Raw genomic sequence first — 15,869 nt, forward strand, 5'->3', positions numbered from 1 at the left:
TTTTACTTAATTAATTTAGATTTTATGAGTTGAATTGCCTTTTTTTCAAAAACTAAATAATACCCATACCCGACAAAACAAGAAAGAATCAATACTAGAACCAATGCAGTTATTACTCCTACAATTGTTGTAATTTTTGGAAAGAATCGTATTAAAATCATTTGCAAAAAATTGTGTATTAAATAAATGGAATACGTTGCATTGCCCACCATCATCATCACAGACGCTTTACTAATTTTGAAATCAGGAATGCGTATTGCTATAAAAATACTTAAAAAAGCCACTATTGAAAACAATATATTTGCGTCATGAGTAAAGAATTTTAAATTGTTAAATGTACAATAGAAGAAAGACAAAAACGCTAAAATAAGCATCAAAAATAAAAGGCGTATATTTATTTTAATTTTTCTAACCACTACTTCTGCTAGAACAAAACCTAAAATAAATTCGATATTGTAAGGCGAAAATAACGTTCTAAAAAGAGGAATCTTCAAAAATTGTAAGGAAGCGAAAGGTGTGTATGTAAAGATAATTATTGCTGAGGTCCATATTAAAACAAACCAATTCCAACCCTTTTTCGAATAAAATGAGATGCTAAACAAAAGATAAAATAAGAGTTCAAAGGAAAGCGTCCAAGCAACCGATAGCGCTGGATTTCCGTGGGGAATCAGGGTCAATGAAGTTAGGGTGCTAATGTCTCTGTTGCTATTAGAAAATCCGGGTAAAAAGGTATAAAGTAGCAACATAAAAATCCCAACGGGAAGATAGGGAACATAAATTCGCACGAGTCTGTTTTTGAGATAATTGCTGAAAGAATTGGGTTCGTTATACTTATTATAAGCCGAATACGTTATTATAAATCCGGACAATACAAAGAAGAAATCCACTCCAGATTTCCCTAGATAAGCGATATAGTCCAGAAAAGGATATTGTATTTTATGATAATATTTTATGGAGCCAATGGTATGATGCAATACCACCATCAAAGCGGCTGTGCCCCTAAATAGCTGTAAGATATCTAGATATTGATTTTTTGGCACGCTATTCATTGGCTAAAACTGATAGGACAACTGCATGTTTTTTTTGAATGCTAAACTCTAACTCCGCCTTAATTCTGCCTTTTTTTCCTAATGTTTCTCTCAATGTACTATCTTCAATTAGTTGGTTTATTCTCACCAACCATTGCGCTTCTTCGTGAACTAAAAACCCATTTACACCCTCATCAATCACGTCTATATTCATCCCAACTGCTGAGGCCACTACAGGAACTCCACAGCCCATATATTGAATTAATTTGTAGGCACATTTTCCTAATTCCCAAGGGGTATTTTCGAGTGGCATAATTCCAATGTCAAAATTAGAAATCGATGCTACTTCAGTATCTTCGGTCCATTTCAGGTATTTAACTTTGTCTCCCAATCCCAAATCTTGGGTTGAACCAACTATATGCAATTCGACATTATCTGTGTCCAGTATTTTCGAAAAAAGAACAGTTCTATTTTTGATATATTTAAATGTGGATGGAGATCCAATCCAACCAATAATTACTTTAGAACTAGCATATTTTTTTTTGGCTGTGTATAAATCGGTATTGATAACCGTTGGAAGTAGCACTATCTTTTTTGCTCCAGAAACTTTGGCTCTTTCAGCCAAATAACTATTTCCTACTACAACACAACCGCTGTATTTCATCACTTTATTAATTTTGTTTTTTAAACAAAATGCGATTAATTTATTTGTACTTAAATCATAATTATGAAAGATGGCGTCATCATAATCGACTATGTATTTTACCTTTAAGAGATGTAACGCCTTTTCGAACCAACTAAAAAAATAGGGGAAAAGTTCTTTCTCAATAATGATTTTATCAAATTTATAAATAGAAAACAGTATTATAAATCGGGTTAGATAGAATTTTAGAAGCTTTCGTTTTGCTATTCGTTTACCAGAATACAGGTTAATTAAATAATCCTCATCAAAAAAGGGGCTAACACTGACCGAGATTCCTTTTGCTTCCAAAAAAGGGAAATATTGGTAACTCCGCAATCGACTACTCGCTCCGTTCCGGCTGTATTTTGTTAAATAGAGTACTTTCATCTTAATTTATCTAAAGCGTTGCAATAACTCTCTGCACTTTTTTTTATGGAAAAAAAGGGAATAGCCTGTTTTCGTATTTCCTTAAAGTTTGTTTCACCTAAACTTTCAATAAAATTCACTGCGAGATTAATGCGATTGGGATTTTGATGGTCGTATAAAAGACAGTTTGGAACACTATTTAGAATTTGTTCTGTATCACCAATCCCGACCGAGGCGATGGTTGGTATTCCCATTAATAGGTATTCTCCCAATTTGATTGGCGCAATTCCTTGCATACTAAATTGGGGTTCTCTAATAGCAAAGGCTATATCGGCAGCAGAAAGATAATTAGGGATTTCTGTAAAAGGAACTGTTTTTACAATAATGGATACTGCTAAATCATCGGGTATTCTTTCATTAGCAAACTCTTTGTTTACGGTTAAAATTAAAAAAATGGCATTCGCTTTTTTTTCTTGATATTGTCTAAAAATAGCCATCATTTCGTCCCAACCATATTGGCCACCAAGCGAACCACAATAGATCAAAACTTTGGTTTGATTCGGAACACGCAATTCCTTTCTCATATTTTCTCTTTTGGCGGAATTGGGTTTAAAGAAATCAGTATTTCTACCATTGAGCACCACCGAAAATTTATTTGAATTCTTATACCCTACTGTTTGAGAATGGATATTTATGGCTTTGTGAGAACGTGTCAAAACCCCATCAGCTCGTTGCAGCATTTTAGATTCTTCTTTCTTTAAAAATTGATATTGTTTGCTATTAGGTGATAATCCTGAAAAATCAATACGCTCTTCTAATGGTAATCCATCGGCGTCAAAAACTACTTTGAAATTTTGTTTTGACATTCGATTGACCATAAGAGCCGGCATCGTGCTTCTTGGCATAACTATGGTAATGTTGTTTTTTTTGATGTATTTTTTTAAAAAAAGTATGCCTTTGTACAGTGTGAATAGGGTTCCTAAAATTGCAAAGGGTTTTCTAACAATCGCTTTAGATGTATAAATAAGATTCAAATCTTGGGCTGATTTTTGGGTTATTTCAATTCTTTCAGCTGTTCCCCAAGTAAATTGTACAATGTGAAATTTATACTGTGATTGTGATTGCACTTGGCTCAATATAGGCATAAATAACCCTTCCATATAAGTGGTTTGTGGTCCATCCCAGGTTATGAAGAGTACGTTTTCCATAATTAGGTTAGTGATTCTGATTTACTTGCGGCACTATGCACCGTAGTATAATTAAGTTTTATTTTTAAGAAACGTTTTTCAAAATAATAATACGAAAGGTGTGCTACTAAAACTATTGCTACAACTACCGAAACATATATCATTATTTGCTTTAGCATTTGATTTTCGATATCCAATTTATTCAGCAAAAAGGACATGCCATAAATCACCAATGGATTGTAAACATAGAGTCCGAATGAAATTTTACCTAAATAATCAAACGTTTTATTTTCCAAGGAAATTAATCGTTTTGGATTTGCGATTTGGTTAAAAATTATAATCAAAGTGACTATTGAAATAATTTCATGATCAATTACTGAAGCTAAATGAAATTTGTTTAATGCCACGATCAAAAGTACCATCCAAGCCATAGCTTCTATCCACCATTTACCGATGATCCATTTGATTTTTGGACTATTGTGATAAAACAAATAGGCACCCAATGCTCCTATGGTTAAGCAGCCAAATCGTGTGTAATGAAAAAAGGTTAGTACACCATATGGTACCCCAAGCAGTTTTAAACTTATTTTAAGTACTATGTAAAATATTGGAAAGATTACCAAAAAGCGAAATAAAATTTTGGTTTTTCTAACCATCCACGGCCAAAAAGCATAAAATTGTTCTTCAACGCCTAGTGACCAATAATGCCCAATCATAAATACCAGATTTTTACTTCCAACAACTGTTGCAAAAACACCAACGAAAGAATTTTTGAAATTGGGAAGGATAAAAATATAAAACAAAATAGGCCATTGAAGATTCTCTATGCCATTTAGAAAAACAACAATAAAAAGGTACAGGTAGTACAGAGGCCAAATTCTTAATACTCTCCGCATATAAAATTTCTTTATATCGATAGTGCCAGTTTTTTCTATCTCTTTTAATAATAGATAGGTGATTAAAAATCCACTTAACGTAAAAAACATTGTCACTCCAAAATTTGCCAAATCCAATAACTCACTTTTTGGTAATTTATAATAGTCCAATCGATTGTTTATATGACTAAAAACTACCGAAAGTGCTGCAATGGCTCGGATGCCGTTTAATCCTGGGAGGTAAATTTTATCATTCATACACTCATTCTAAATTAAAAATTGTCTTTCCGAATTATATAACATAGTTAAAATGGTGCCCTTTTGAAAAAGTTAAGAAAGTGGGGTCAAGCAAGATTGGTTTAACATTAAATTCAGAAGCAATTCTTGTAACTAGTTCTGTCTCACCCGGGCGATCCGAATTATCGACAAAAATGGTAAAATTATCAGCCATATTATTCTTGATGAATTTCAAATTAGTGGCTCTACTCATCACATTTGTTTTTTGCCAAGCCGAAGGGCCATCCGATAATACTAAATCAAATTTTTTATCGCCGATAGCCTCAAAAACAATCGAATTATTGTATTCGAAGGAAAGTTCTATATCAGTGCTTTTAACTGTTGGAGCACATACAAAATTCACATAATTAAGTAAATTTTCTTCTTTCAAAATTTTCTTGATAATTTCTTGCCATTCTGCACTTTCATCAACTGTGGTAATGGTGCAGTCTAGATTATTCATTTTAATTAATCGAGCCACTATAATAGTTGAAATTCCTGAGCCAAATTCTAATACAGATGTTCTACTATTTACCACTATATCATTTGCCAAACAGGCCAAAAATCGAAATTTTAATGAGGAAGTTGTAAAGGGCAAATAACTCCCTTGATGGTATAATTTTTGAATTAAAAAAGCAGGAAGTTCCTCGTTTTTATGCAGGAAAAATTTTCTAAGAAAGTAATCTATCTTTTTTTTCATGGAAAGATTTTTTTTAATTATTGTTGGGTTGTTTTATTTATTTTATCAGGTTGTACCGTTCTAAAATGGCGAGTAACTAAATTACTATATAACTCCTTAATAGTATTTACATATCTTTCTTCGGTATAATTTTGTGTAGCTTTAAGAAACCCTTTTTGTCCGAATTCCTGACGTAATTGTTTGTTTTCACAAAGTGTTTCTAATTTGCTTGCTATGGATTTAACATCGTATTTTTCGACTAAAAAACCAGTCTCTTTATCATCAACGATGTATTTCATACCCCCAACTTTTGTCGCTACTATGGGCAATTTATGAAACATCGCTTCGGCTAATACTAAACCAAAAGATTCATGAGATGATACTAACGAAAAAACATCAAAAATGCTATAATACAATGAAGTATCAGCTTGATAGCCCGCAAAAAAAACTTGTTTTTGAAGCCCTAAATTCTGAACTTGTTGGATGTATTTCTTTTTTTCTACGCCATCGCCCACTAGAATTAACTTGACAGGTAATTGTTTTTTGACCAGTATTGCAAAAGCATTTATCAAATCTGAAAAACGTTTGTTAGCGTCATCTGTCATTCGACCTATAGATCCAATAACAATTTCATGCTCTGAAATATTCAGCTGTTTTTTTAGCATTATAGTTTCATCCAAGGAGACTGTTCTTGGTGTTGCGATACCGTTTGTAATAAGTGCTACTTTATTCTTGCCTATTTTCAGTGTATTAATCAAATAATTGGTAGCTGCTGGTGAAACTCCAATTACCTTATGTGCCAAAAGAGTAAGTGCTTTCATTAATAGATTTCCTTTCCAAGATCGCGTTTGTGGGTCTGAGGTTTCTTCCAGAATAATTATGGGAACACGCTTCCAAAAACCGTTGATTGCAGCCATAGTTACGCCTTCAAAAATAGCTCCGTGAATGATATGTGGCTTAAAATTGGCTATAATTTTCTGCACTTTTAAATGTTGTTTTACATCTAAAAAATTAGTTAGACTACCTATTTCAATAACTTCAACACCATGTTTTCTAATTTCATCAGCAAACGATCCGTAAGAGTTAGTGCAAATAATTTTGAGCTCAAAGGTCGATTTATCTAATAGCTTAGCCATAGACAACCTTCTTCGTTCCACGCCGCCAGAACTTATGGTTTCGATAATATTGAGCACTCTAATCATAGTATTTCTGATAAAGATTTTCTAGGTTCTTGACATAGTCGATTTCTGAGAATCTGTTTGCGACATAGGCTTTAGCATTTGCTCCTATTTCAGAGCGCTTTTCTTCCGGCATTTGGCAAATTTGAGATAATTTTTCAAAAAGTTCATTCTCATTATTGGGGTTAAAAAGCCAACCTGTTTTGTCTTCTTCAACAAACTCTGGGATTCCACCAACATTTGAACACAAACAAGGCAATCCTTGCTGCATCGCTTCTAGCACTGCAATTCCAAAACCTTCTGACAGAGAAGGCAGTACAAAAAGTGTGGCTTGTGACAAATATTTTTCGGGTTCGGCTGAAAAACCCACTATCTCCACTTTGTGCTGACAATTCAAATCTTTAATCAGTTTCTCCAAGTTTTCTCTTTCTCTTCCTTCTCCAACCAAAATTAGTCTGGCATTAGGGATTTCTAATTTCGAAAAGGTTCTTATTAATGCTTGCTGATTTTTTACTTTTTCCAACCTGCCGACACAGACAATAGTAAAATCAGTGGGGATTGACCTTTTTGTTAGAGTCTGAATTCCCACAGGATTGTAAATCACTTCTCCTTTATCGTTTTGTATTTCTTTGATCTCCATTAATTTTATTTTTACTGCTTTAGAGACGCAAATTACTTTATGACACAATTTGTACACTTGTCTAAAAACAAACCGAGCCTTTTTAGAATGTTTAGGAAATCCTATTTCCTCGGCAATAACTACTTTTACACCCGCAAGTTTAGCGGCAATAGTTCCGTGAAAATTGGCTTCGGCAGCTGCGGTATGAACTAGATCGGGTTTGAGTTTTTTGAACCATTTGTATAAAATCCAAATATTTTTAAGATTGGAAATATTTGGTTTTTGGTTAAAAATAGTAACATTAAAACCTCTTGATAGAAGTGTTTTTTCAGCATGACCACCATAGCCAATGGCAGCAAAATAATAGTCATTATGAAGCAAATCAGCATCTTGTGCAAAAGAAATGAATTTTCTTTCTTGTCCGCCAAAATCAAGTAATGTAGTAAGTCTTACTATTTTCATGTTTTTATTACAATACGTTAGTTGAAAGTAAAATAGTATTCCTCTTTGTAAATCCCATAAATTTATTCTTGATAGTAATTACCAACTCTTTTTCGAAATAATAGATTATTATAGTATAAAAAAGACCGCCAAAAACTATCTTAATGCTAATGGCTACTAACAGCGTTGTATCGATACTATAGCTAACCAATACAATTGCCAGAGCCATTCCAAGAGACGCAAAAAGGACTCCTTTGAGTGTATAAAACACTTCTGATAATTTAGTATTTAATTGTTTAATTGCAGTATTGTAAATAGGAAAAAACAAAAGCATACTTGCAATTAAATAACTCCAAGCTATTCCAAGAATCCCATAGTTGACTCCAATACTAAAAGCTATTATTAGTACAAAATTGACTAGCAATGAAACTTTAAAAGCGATATTCGCTTTCCCTAACGAATTATAGATCATTCCGTTTAATGAAAAAATAGACTGAACCGCTCCCACCAAGCTTAATAGAGTAAGTACTGGAATCATTCCTGCCCAATTTGTTCCAAAAAGCAGCAGAATAAATTCTTTTGAAACTAAGGAAAGGCCAATCATAGCTGGGAAGGTAAGTAAAGCAATATACTTTATAATTCGAAGATAGTATCGCTTTATAGTTGCTACATCATTCTGTTTTTTTGAAAAGGCAGGAAACATCACTTTGGTAATTACCGAGGAAATATTGCGCAATGGTAATAACATTAAGGAATAAGCCCTTGAATATAAGCCTAATTCGGTACTTCCTAGAAGGCGAGCAATAATAAAATTATCAAAATTTCGGGACCAATAGTTTACCGATGTGTCCCCGAGCACATTCAAACCAAAACTAGAGAGTTCTTTTATTTTAACTTTATTGAAAACAAATGAAGGATGCCAATTTGATGCAAACCAGTACAATATTGAATTAGTGGCTGAGGTGACTAAAGTCATCCAAACAATAGACCAAACTCCAAACCCATTATAGGCTAAATAAAAAGCTAGAGTGTATCCCAAAATTATTGCAATCCAATTGAAAATTACTTTTTGTTTGAACTTTAATTCACGAATTAGCAAATTAGATTGAACCGAAGTTAACGAGCTAATAATAAAAGAGAGGGAAATTACACGAATTAAAATGTTGATATCAGGTTGGTTAAAAAAATAGCTGATAAATGGTGCTGTAAAAAAAAAGAAAACATATAAAAACAGTCCAATTATTAAATTTAGCCAAAACACGGAAGAAAAGTGTTCTTCGTCTGCATCTATTTTTTGAACTAGTGCCACTCCAAAACCTAAATCAATAAACAAAGCAGCAAAATTAGTAAACATAGTCACCATTGCTACTAACCCAAAAGCAGAGGGAGGCAAAATTCTAGCAAGAAAAACTCCAAAGAACAACAAGAGAACTTGCGATAAAATCTGGTCCATAAAAGCCCATTTCAAACCGTTTTTTACTTTGTTTTTAAAAGTCATTTCTATTTTCAATGTGATTTATTTGGGTTTATTAATTCAATATTTGTGACCATTTTTTTATAGTAGTATCATTAAAAAAATAGTCTTGAATTGCCAATTTATTTCTTCTGGATAGTTCTTTTTCAGATTTAAAATTCTCTATAACTAAGTCAGTTTTTGTGCTTAGTTCAGCAAAACTGTCTATCTCGTGGTAGTTTAATTTTGCTTTTTTGAAGGTTTTATAAGGCAACCAAGAACCTGTAATGACGACATTTGAGGCGTATAATAATTCAAGCAAAGTGCTGCTCAAAGCATCAGAAACTGGGGTGTGAATAAAAATATCGGAGGCTAATCTAGAAACAGCCAATTCTTCATTTGTAAAAAACTTTTCTAATATAACATACGAACAACCTATTGTTGGCAATACTTTATTTAGTTCTTTTGTGTATTTCTTTTTAGTAGATTTACTTATAGCGTAGTTTAAGTTGATAATTAAATGAAATTTATCTTTATTGCGGCACTCTTTTAAAGCAGTAATTATATTTAAATGATTGTTATAAGTGCTTCCGCTGTGTCCTATAAGTATATTTATTTTATCTGGGGCATACCTAAATTTTTCTTTAAATACAGCTATTTTTTTTTTATTTTCGTAATTCAAATCCATTTGAGTATAGATTTTTTCCTCGATTGGAAACATAGCAATTTGAATTTTATCAAATAGATCCCGTCCAAATTTAGATAAGATTATTTCTCTTAATTCTAGCGATTGGCAAGTGATAGTAGTAGCTTTGTTAAGGGCTTTTTTTACAAAATAAAAATTCAGAATATCGTTGGTTCTTAATAAATCGGAACCCCAAAAAGAGCATACTATTTTTTTATTTTTTGGCACCAAGAAAAGTTCTCTTAAATAACTGTATTGCATAAAATGAAAATGAAAAGTATTAAAGTCTTCAAAATTTTTATTTTGAATAAAAAAGGCTTGCGCTTGAATTTGTTTGATGACAAAATGAAATACTTTTGGAATTTTACCTTCTACAAAAAGAATAAAAAAGCAGGTAGTATAGAAGTGTCTTGAGAAAAAGCAACAGAAAAATGCCCGAAACATTGACAAAGCTGAAATTCTTTTGCTAATAGTTGCATTGTCATACATCCAAGTTTCATTGATAGATTCTTTATTTATTTCAACATAAAAAGGTGCAGTAATACTGAATTGAGTATCAAAACTTTTTAATGAAGCATATAAAAAAGACAGAAAATTATTTTGTCCAAGACCTAATACCAGTATTTTTTTATTCATAATGGGAATCAAAACTATATATTTTTTGTGCTATTCGCAGTTTACACTAACTATCACCAGTGGTTAATGGTAAAAGACTGTAATTAAAAATGATTTTTTTATAAAAAAATCATTTTTATTGATAGAAACAATAGCTTGGCTTGTGTAAATCCCATTTTTGGCAGCAAACTTCAGCCAAAACAATTTATCAATAAAAAAAAGAGTTCCACTTCAACTTTAGCAATTGTATTGTATATCAATAAAATAATTTAGGAGGTTTCCAACCTGTTTTTTGTGAAAAAATTAACGAGCATATTGTCTTCAAAGAGTCTTTGTCTTTTGGGGAAAAGAGACTTAACTTTGATTTTCTTTTTGATTTTATTTTTAAATAGGCACTTAATAACATTTTGGATTCTTGCTTTTTCTTCTTCGGTAGTGTTTGATCCTGAAGGTAGGCACAGCCCTTTTGCAAATAAACTCTCAGCGATATTACCACCATAATAAGGAAAATCTTTGTGTAAGGGTTGCATGTGCAACGGTTTCCATAAGAATCTTGACTCTATGTTTTCAGATTCCAATGCCAAGCGCAAATCATCACAATCTATTCCATTAGTTTCGGATGGATTAATTGTTATTACCGACAACCAATGGTTAGAAAAGTAATCTTCATTTGGCACCTCAAATACAGAAACACCTTTCACATTCTCAAACAGTTGTTTATAAAAGTTTTGCATTTTCCTTCTCAAATTTACAAACTCATCTAATTTTTCCATCTGACCCCGACCAATCGACGCACTAATATTACTCAATCGATAATTGTAGCCGACTTCCGAATGTTCATAATGAATGGCTTTGTCTTTAGATTGTGTAGCCAAGAAAATGGCTCTGGATTTAATGTTTTGCGAATGACTTACTAGAGCACCACCGCCAGAGGTGGTAATGATTTTATTCCCGTTAAACGACAAAACGCATAAATCACCAAAAACACCACATTTTTGACCTTTATAGGAACTTCCTAAGGCTTCTGCAGCATCTTCAAGAATTGGAATTTGATATTTGTCTGCAACTGCTCTTATTTCTTCTATTTTATATGGATTGCCATACAAGTGAACTGTAATTATTGCCTTTGGTTTATTACCCAATTTAATTCTATCAATAATTGCTTCTTCAAGCGCTATTGGGCAAAGGTTCCAGGTTTCAATTTCACTATCGATAAAAACAGGAATGGCTTTTAAATATAAAATTGGATTGGCTGTAGCGGTAAATGTCAAAGACTGACAAATCACTTCATCTCCTGCTTTTATACCCAAAAGAATCAACCCTAAGTGAATTGCTGCCGTACCTGAAGATAATGCAGTCACGTGTACGTTATTACTCAAATATGTTTTTAAATCCATTTCAAATAAATCAACATTGGTCCCCATGGGTGCAACCCAATTGGTATCAAAAGCTTCTTTAATAAACTTTTGTTCATTTCCTCCCATATGTGGAGATGATAAATATATTTTTTTTTGGTGGTTCAACTTGTAAAGATTAAAAAATAGTTAAATAGATTGCAAAATAAATTGAGATGTAAAAATATATAATTACTGCTAAAAAAAATTGCAGAAAATTTAAAGTTAATCATTTGATAACACTCCTTAAAATAACTGAAATCCTAGTAATAGCTGACATTAAAACATAACCAATGCTACATCTAAAATAAAATAAAAAGGCCGCCAAATTGGCGGCCTAATTAAAGCTTAAGTGATAACTTGAAAGTTATTCTTTGATCAATTTTTTAGTAATTACTTCGTTGTTCGAGGAGTTTACTAATTGAACGATGTAAATTCCACTTTTTAAAGAAGAAATATTTTCGTTGATTGTGTTAGTACCTTCTTGTAATTGTACTGATTTAGGACTTACTACCATTGTTCCATCTAAAGAATAGATTGAGATTTCAAGAACACCTGCTTTAGAAGCAGTAACATCGATATTGAAATCACTAGATACTGGATTAGGATAAACCTCAGTTACATTTACAGCAAGAGCAACTTGACGCATTCTTGCACCAGGAGTACTACTTGCTAAAGTTATAGATTTAATAGCACTAGAAGCACCACAAGCATTTGTAGCAACAACTGTCAATTTGTTTGTAGTTTTCGATGAAGAAACTGCAGAGAAATCAACTGTAACTAAGTTAGTTCCTTGACCGTCAGTGATTACTGCACCATCAATAGCTACCCAAGTATAGTTAGTTGCTCCAAGAACAGCAGGAACACCAATTACTTGAGGAGTTGTTCTTTGGAAAGTAGTTCCGCCAGTAGCAATACCAATAGCAGGCATAGCGGTTGAAAGAGCTACTACTTTGTTAGTAGCGCTAGTTCCAACTCCGTTTACAGCAGCAATTGCAATTGATTTAGCAGCAGAAGCAGACGCTACAAAACCTGCAGGGTAAGTAACTGTAAAAGTCAAGTCAGTTGTAGCTAATACTTCAGAAGTATTAGTTAAGTTACTTGCAGAAGTTACAACTGATCCAGCAGGAGCAGTAACAACATAAGAAGTAGCTAAAAGAGAAGGAGTAATCGTGTAGTTGTAAGATGACTCTCCACAAACACCAGCTATTTGACCAGCTACAGTAGCAACAACTGCAGGAACTGAAGTCGTTAATTTTAACAATTTAGCTGTTGAAGATGTTGCAGGAGTTAGTAATACGTTACTAGTTGCAGAAACACCGATACCATTTACACCTTTTACACCAAGGTACAAAGATGTTGTTCCGGAAGCAACACCAGCGAAGTCAACTGTGATTACATTAGACGTACCACCAGATAATTGAGTAACACCAGCTGGTAATTCCCATTGGTAAGAAGATGCAGTTGCAGATGTAGCAGCAGTTAATGTGAATGGAGTAGTAGTACCAACAAATTTACTGATGATAGTTACTCCTAATAAAGGGTCTACTGCAGCAGCGTTTGTTAATTTTAATGTTGCTGGAGCTTTAGGTAAAATCGCTTTTAATGTCAACAATTTAGCAGTAGATGTAGTTGCAGGGTTAACAGCAGTTGCGTTAGCAGTTACTGAAGCACCTACACCATTTCTAGCTTTTACACCAATTCTCAATACATTAGTTGATACAGGAGTTGCAGCAGTTGTAGAATAATTGAAAGTATTTGCACTAGTTACACCCGCAAAATTCACAGTAATAACATTTGATGGAGTAGTAGCAACGATAGGGTAAGCAGGATTTATTGCAACGCCTTCGTTATTAAGATTTGTTAATTCGTTATTGAATGCAGTAATTGCAGGAAGTGAACCAGTAGCAGCTCTAGCAATTCTTATAATTCTACCAGTAGAAATTGAAGTTCCATCAGAATAAGAGGTTTTATCAATTTTATAGTAAACATTACCTGCAGTTGTTGGAGCAGAAGCTGATCCAACTGTAAAAGGGAAAACATTATAATATAATGTTGTTACAGTAGGAGCACCAGTAAGTACCAAGTTAACCCCAGTAGGCAATTCCCATACATAAGATGAAGCAGCTGCAACAGGAGTAGCTGTTAATACTAATGGAGTATTAGTACCCATATACTGAGCAAAACTAGTTACGGCAGTTGGTGTTCCAGAAACTGGTATTGGCAATAAAGCATCTGTCATTTTCAAAGCAGATGGAGCTGCAGGTAAAACGGCAGTTATTGCTAAGGTTTTTATAGCGCCACCACATAAAGCAGTATTTCTAGCTTGAACAGCAATATTCCCGATTTTAAGCAAACCAGCAACTACATTGTTATAATTAACAACTATAGTATTTGTTCCTTGACCAGAAATAATGTTTACTCCTAATGGCACTGACCATAAGTAAGAAGCTACACCTCCTTCAGATGATGCTGGAACAGTATATGTTAATGGAGTTGTAGTTCCTACATAAGGACCTACAGCTGCAGTAGCCGCTACACCACCAACTGTGCTAGTGATTGTACCCAAAGCCACAAGAGGAGCTGCAGCAATAGTAACCACAATTGGTGCTCTATTGCTTACTGTACCTGAACCATCAACTTCGGCAACATAGTATGTTTTAGAACCAACAACTGTTGTAGCAGGAACTGGGGCAGTAGTGCTGAAAGTAGCTATCGTTTCACTTGTGTACCATCTTAGAGAAACACCAGTTCCAGTTAAATTTGCTGCTAACGCAGGAGCAACAATCCCTTTACAGTAATTTAAAGGACTAATAACTCCAGGAGCAGCACCTACTGTAAGTAGTCCAGACAAAGAAGCATCAGTAAAAGAAGCACCAGTTGTAGCATCAGCACTTGATGGTCTATAATCAATATTAACTGTGTCAGCATTGTCCGTAATAGTTTTATAGTTTGTAGCACTAGTTAAATCGTAAGGACGAGTTAACAAACTTGTGTTTGTAGCAAAAGTAGTATTACCACTAGCAGCAAACCAAGCAGTTACATTAGCAGTTGTAGGTGTAGAAGAGCTAGTAGTATTTACAGTTGAAAATACTGCTGGAGAAACAATTAAATTGTTTTTAAATTTCAAAACATCAGCAACAGCTGCAGCATTTGAAGAAAGACTTTCGATTACTAAACCTTTTTTGAAATCTAAGAAGATAGAGTTGAAGATTTTCAATTGTGAAGCTCTTCTTAAACGCAACCCTTTGTCATGTAAAGAATTTGGAGATACAAAACCTGCGCCATTTGGACGTGCATTTGCTCCAATACAAGTAAAGTTGGTAAAAATAGCAGAAGTAAAATCACCGTAAGGCTGAGCGCTAGTAGTGTCTGAACCTGATGCATTGTTGTCAGACTCGAAACATTCTGAAGTTGAAATATCGGCAGCAAGTGGATCTTTAATAGACAATCCAAATTGAACAATCCCTTTGTATCCGTTGTCTGTATCGAAATCATCATCTAAACCATTGAAAGCAATTAGGTGCTTACAGTTTACTGAACCTCCAAACCATTCGAAGGAGTCATCATTAGAATAGGATACTTGCACGTAATCAATTGTAGTTCCACTACCTACAGCACCCATAGTCAAACCATTAAGTTCGTTGTTAGGAGCAAAAACGAAACCAGCGAACTCAATTCTTACATATTGTAATGATCCTGAATTGTCATTGTTAATAGGAGATGTTCCTCCACCAAATTCAGTGTTCACATTCTGAGATAAACCTTCAATGTAATTTACTCCATTGTTAAGGTTGTATCTTGCTTTTCCTAGCATAACAATTCCTCCCCAGTCTCCTCTTTGTCTAGAACCAGCAGCGTTTTTAGAAGTGAAAACGATAGGCTCTGCAGCAGTCCCGTTAGCAATTAATTTAGCACCTCTTGTGATGACCAAAGCAGATGCAGTAGCGTTGCTTCTAATAACAGTACCCGCTTGGATTGTTAAGGTCGCATTGTTTCTTACTGTAATAAGACCTGTCAATTCATAAACCTTATCTTTTGTCCACGTAACATTAGATGTAATATCTCCTGTTACTAGGGTCGGTGCGATACTGCTGTAAACAGTATTAATAGGATCGAAATTTGCCCAACCATTTGTCCACATTGCTGTAGGAGCTGGAGCAAAAGCACCTCTGTATGAGGTCTGTTGAATTTGTGCCATCGCAAAGTTGCAAACCAATGCAAGCATTACAATTAAATAATTTTTTTTCATTGTCTAGATTGTTTTTTTTGTTAAACAGGACAAATTTATGTGTAACAATGAAACTGAATGCCAACTAAAAATTAAATAAATAAAACGTTTGGGTAAATTGATTGTTACCAAATTTAACAAATGGTAAACTACATTTTTT

The 15,869-nt window shown here is 33.7% G+C and carries 11 protein-coding genes; all 11 read right to left on the minus strand.

Going from position 1 to position 15,869, the window contains the following annotated elements:
• Positions 1-2: 2 nt before the first annotated feature.
• On the minus strand, positions 3-1,049 hold the full coding sequence (locus tag FNW17_RS09480) for an acyltransferase family protein (RefSeq protein ID WP_143391770.1): 1,047 nt from the start codon (positions 1,047-1,049) through the stop codon (positions 3-5).
• The gene (locus FNW17_RS09485) at positions 1,042-2,097 is read right to left on the minus strand and encodes a glycosyltransferase family 4 protein (RefSeq protein WP_144071510.1); all 1,056 of its coding nucleotides are present in this window, start codon (positions 2,095-2,097) and stop codon (positions 1,042-1,044) included. Before FNW17_RS09485 ends, FNW17_RS09480 begins: the two co-directional genes overlap by 8 nt.
• On the minus strand, positions 2,094-3,284 hold the full coding sequence (locus FNW17_RS09490) for a glycosyltransferase (protein ID WP_144071511.1): 1,191 nt from the start codon (positions 3,282-3,284) through the stop codon (positions 2,094-2,096). Before FNW17_RS09490 ends, FNW17_RS09485 begins: the two co-directional genes overlap by 4 nt.
• A 2-nt stretch (positions 3,285-3,286) precedes the next feature.
• Positions 3,287-4,396, minus strand: a complete 1,110-nt coding sequence (locus tag FNW17_RS09495) for an acyltransferase family protein (RefSeq protein WP_143391767.1) — start codon at positions 4,394-4,396, stop codon at positions 3,287-3,289.
• 34 nt (positions 4,397-4,430) lie between these two features.
• The gene (locus FNW17_RS09500; RefSeq protein WP_144071512.1) at positions 4,431-5,114 is read right to left on the minus strand and encodes an O-methyltransferase; all 684 of its coding nucleotides are present in this window, start codon (positions 5,112-5,114) and stop codon (positions 4,431-4,433) included.
• 17 nt (positions 5,115-5,131) lie between these two features.
• Complete coding sequence (locus FNW17_RS09505) at positions 5,132-6,295, minus strand: glycosyltransferase (protein WP_144071513.1); 1,164 nt, start codon at positions 6,293-6,295, stop codon at positions 5,132-5,134.
• Positions 6,288-7,352, minus strand: a complete 1,065-nt coding sequence (locus FNW17_RS09510) for a glycosyltransferase (RefSeq protein WP_143391764.1) — start codon at positions 7,350-7,352, stop codon at positions 6,288-6,290. Before FNW17_RS09510 ends, FNW17_RS09505 begins: the two co-directional genes overlap by 8 nt.
• A gap of 7 nt (positions 7,353-7,359) precedes the next feature.
• Complete coding sequence (locus FNW17_RS09515) at positions 7,360-8,841, minus strand: MOP flippase family protein (RefSeq protein ID WP_143391763.1); 1,482 nt, start codon at positions 8,839-8,841, stop codon at positions 7,360-7,362.
• Positions 8,842-8,860: 19 nt separating this feature from the next.
• Complete coding sequence (locus FNW17_RS09520) at positions 8,861-10,105, minus strand: hypothetical protein (protein WP_143391762.1); 1,245 nt, start codon at positions 10,103-10,105, stop codon at positions 8,861-8,863.
• A gap of 248 nt (positions 10,106-10,353) precedes the next feature.
• Positions 10,354-11,568: a DegT/DnrJ/EryC1/StrS family aminotransferase gene (locus FNW17_RS09525; protein ID WP_144071549.1), complete on the minus strand. Its 1,215-nt coding sequence runs from the start codon at positions 11,566-11,568 to the stop codon at positions 10,354-10,356.
• Positions 11,569-11,845: 277 nt separating this feature from the next.
• Complete coding sequence (locus FNW17_RS09530; RefSeq protein ID WP_144071514.1) at positions 11,846-15,730, minus strand: T9SS type A sorting domain-containing protein; 3,885 nt, start codon at positions 15,728-15,730, stop codon at positions 11,846-11,848.
• Between the last annotated feature and the right edge of the window lie 139 nt (positions 15,731-15,869).

Origin of the sequence: Flavobacterium franklandianum (genome assembly GCF_007097365.1) — a bacterium.
In the GTDB taxonomy this organism is placed as follows: Bacteria; Bacteroidota; Bacteroidia; order Flavobacteriales; family Flavobacteriaceae; genus Flavobacterium; species Flavobacterium franklandianum.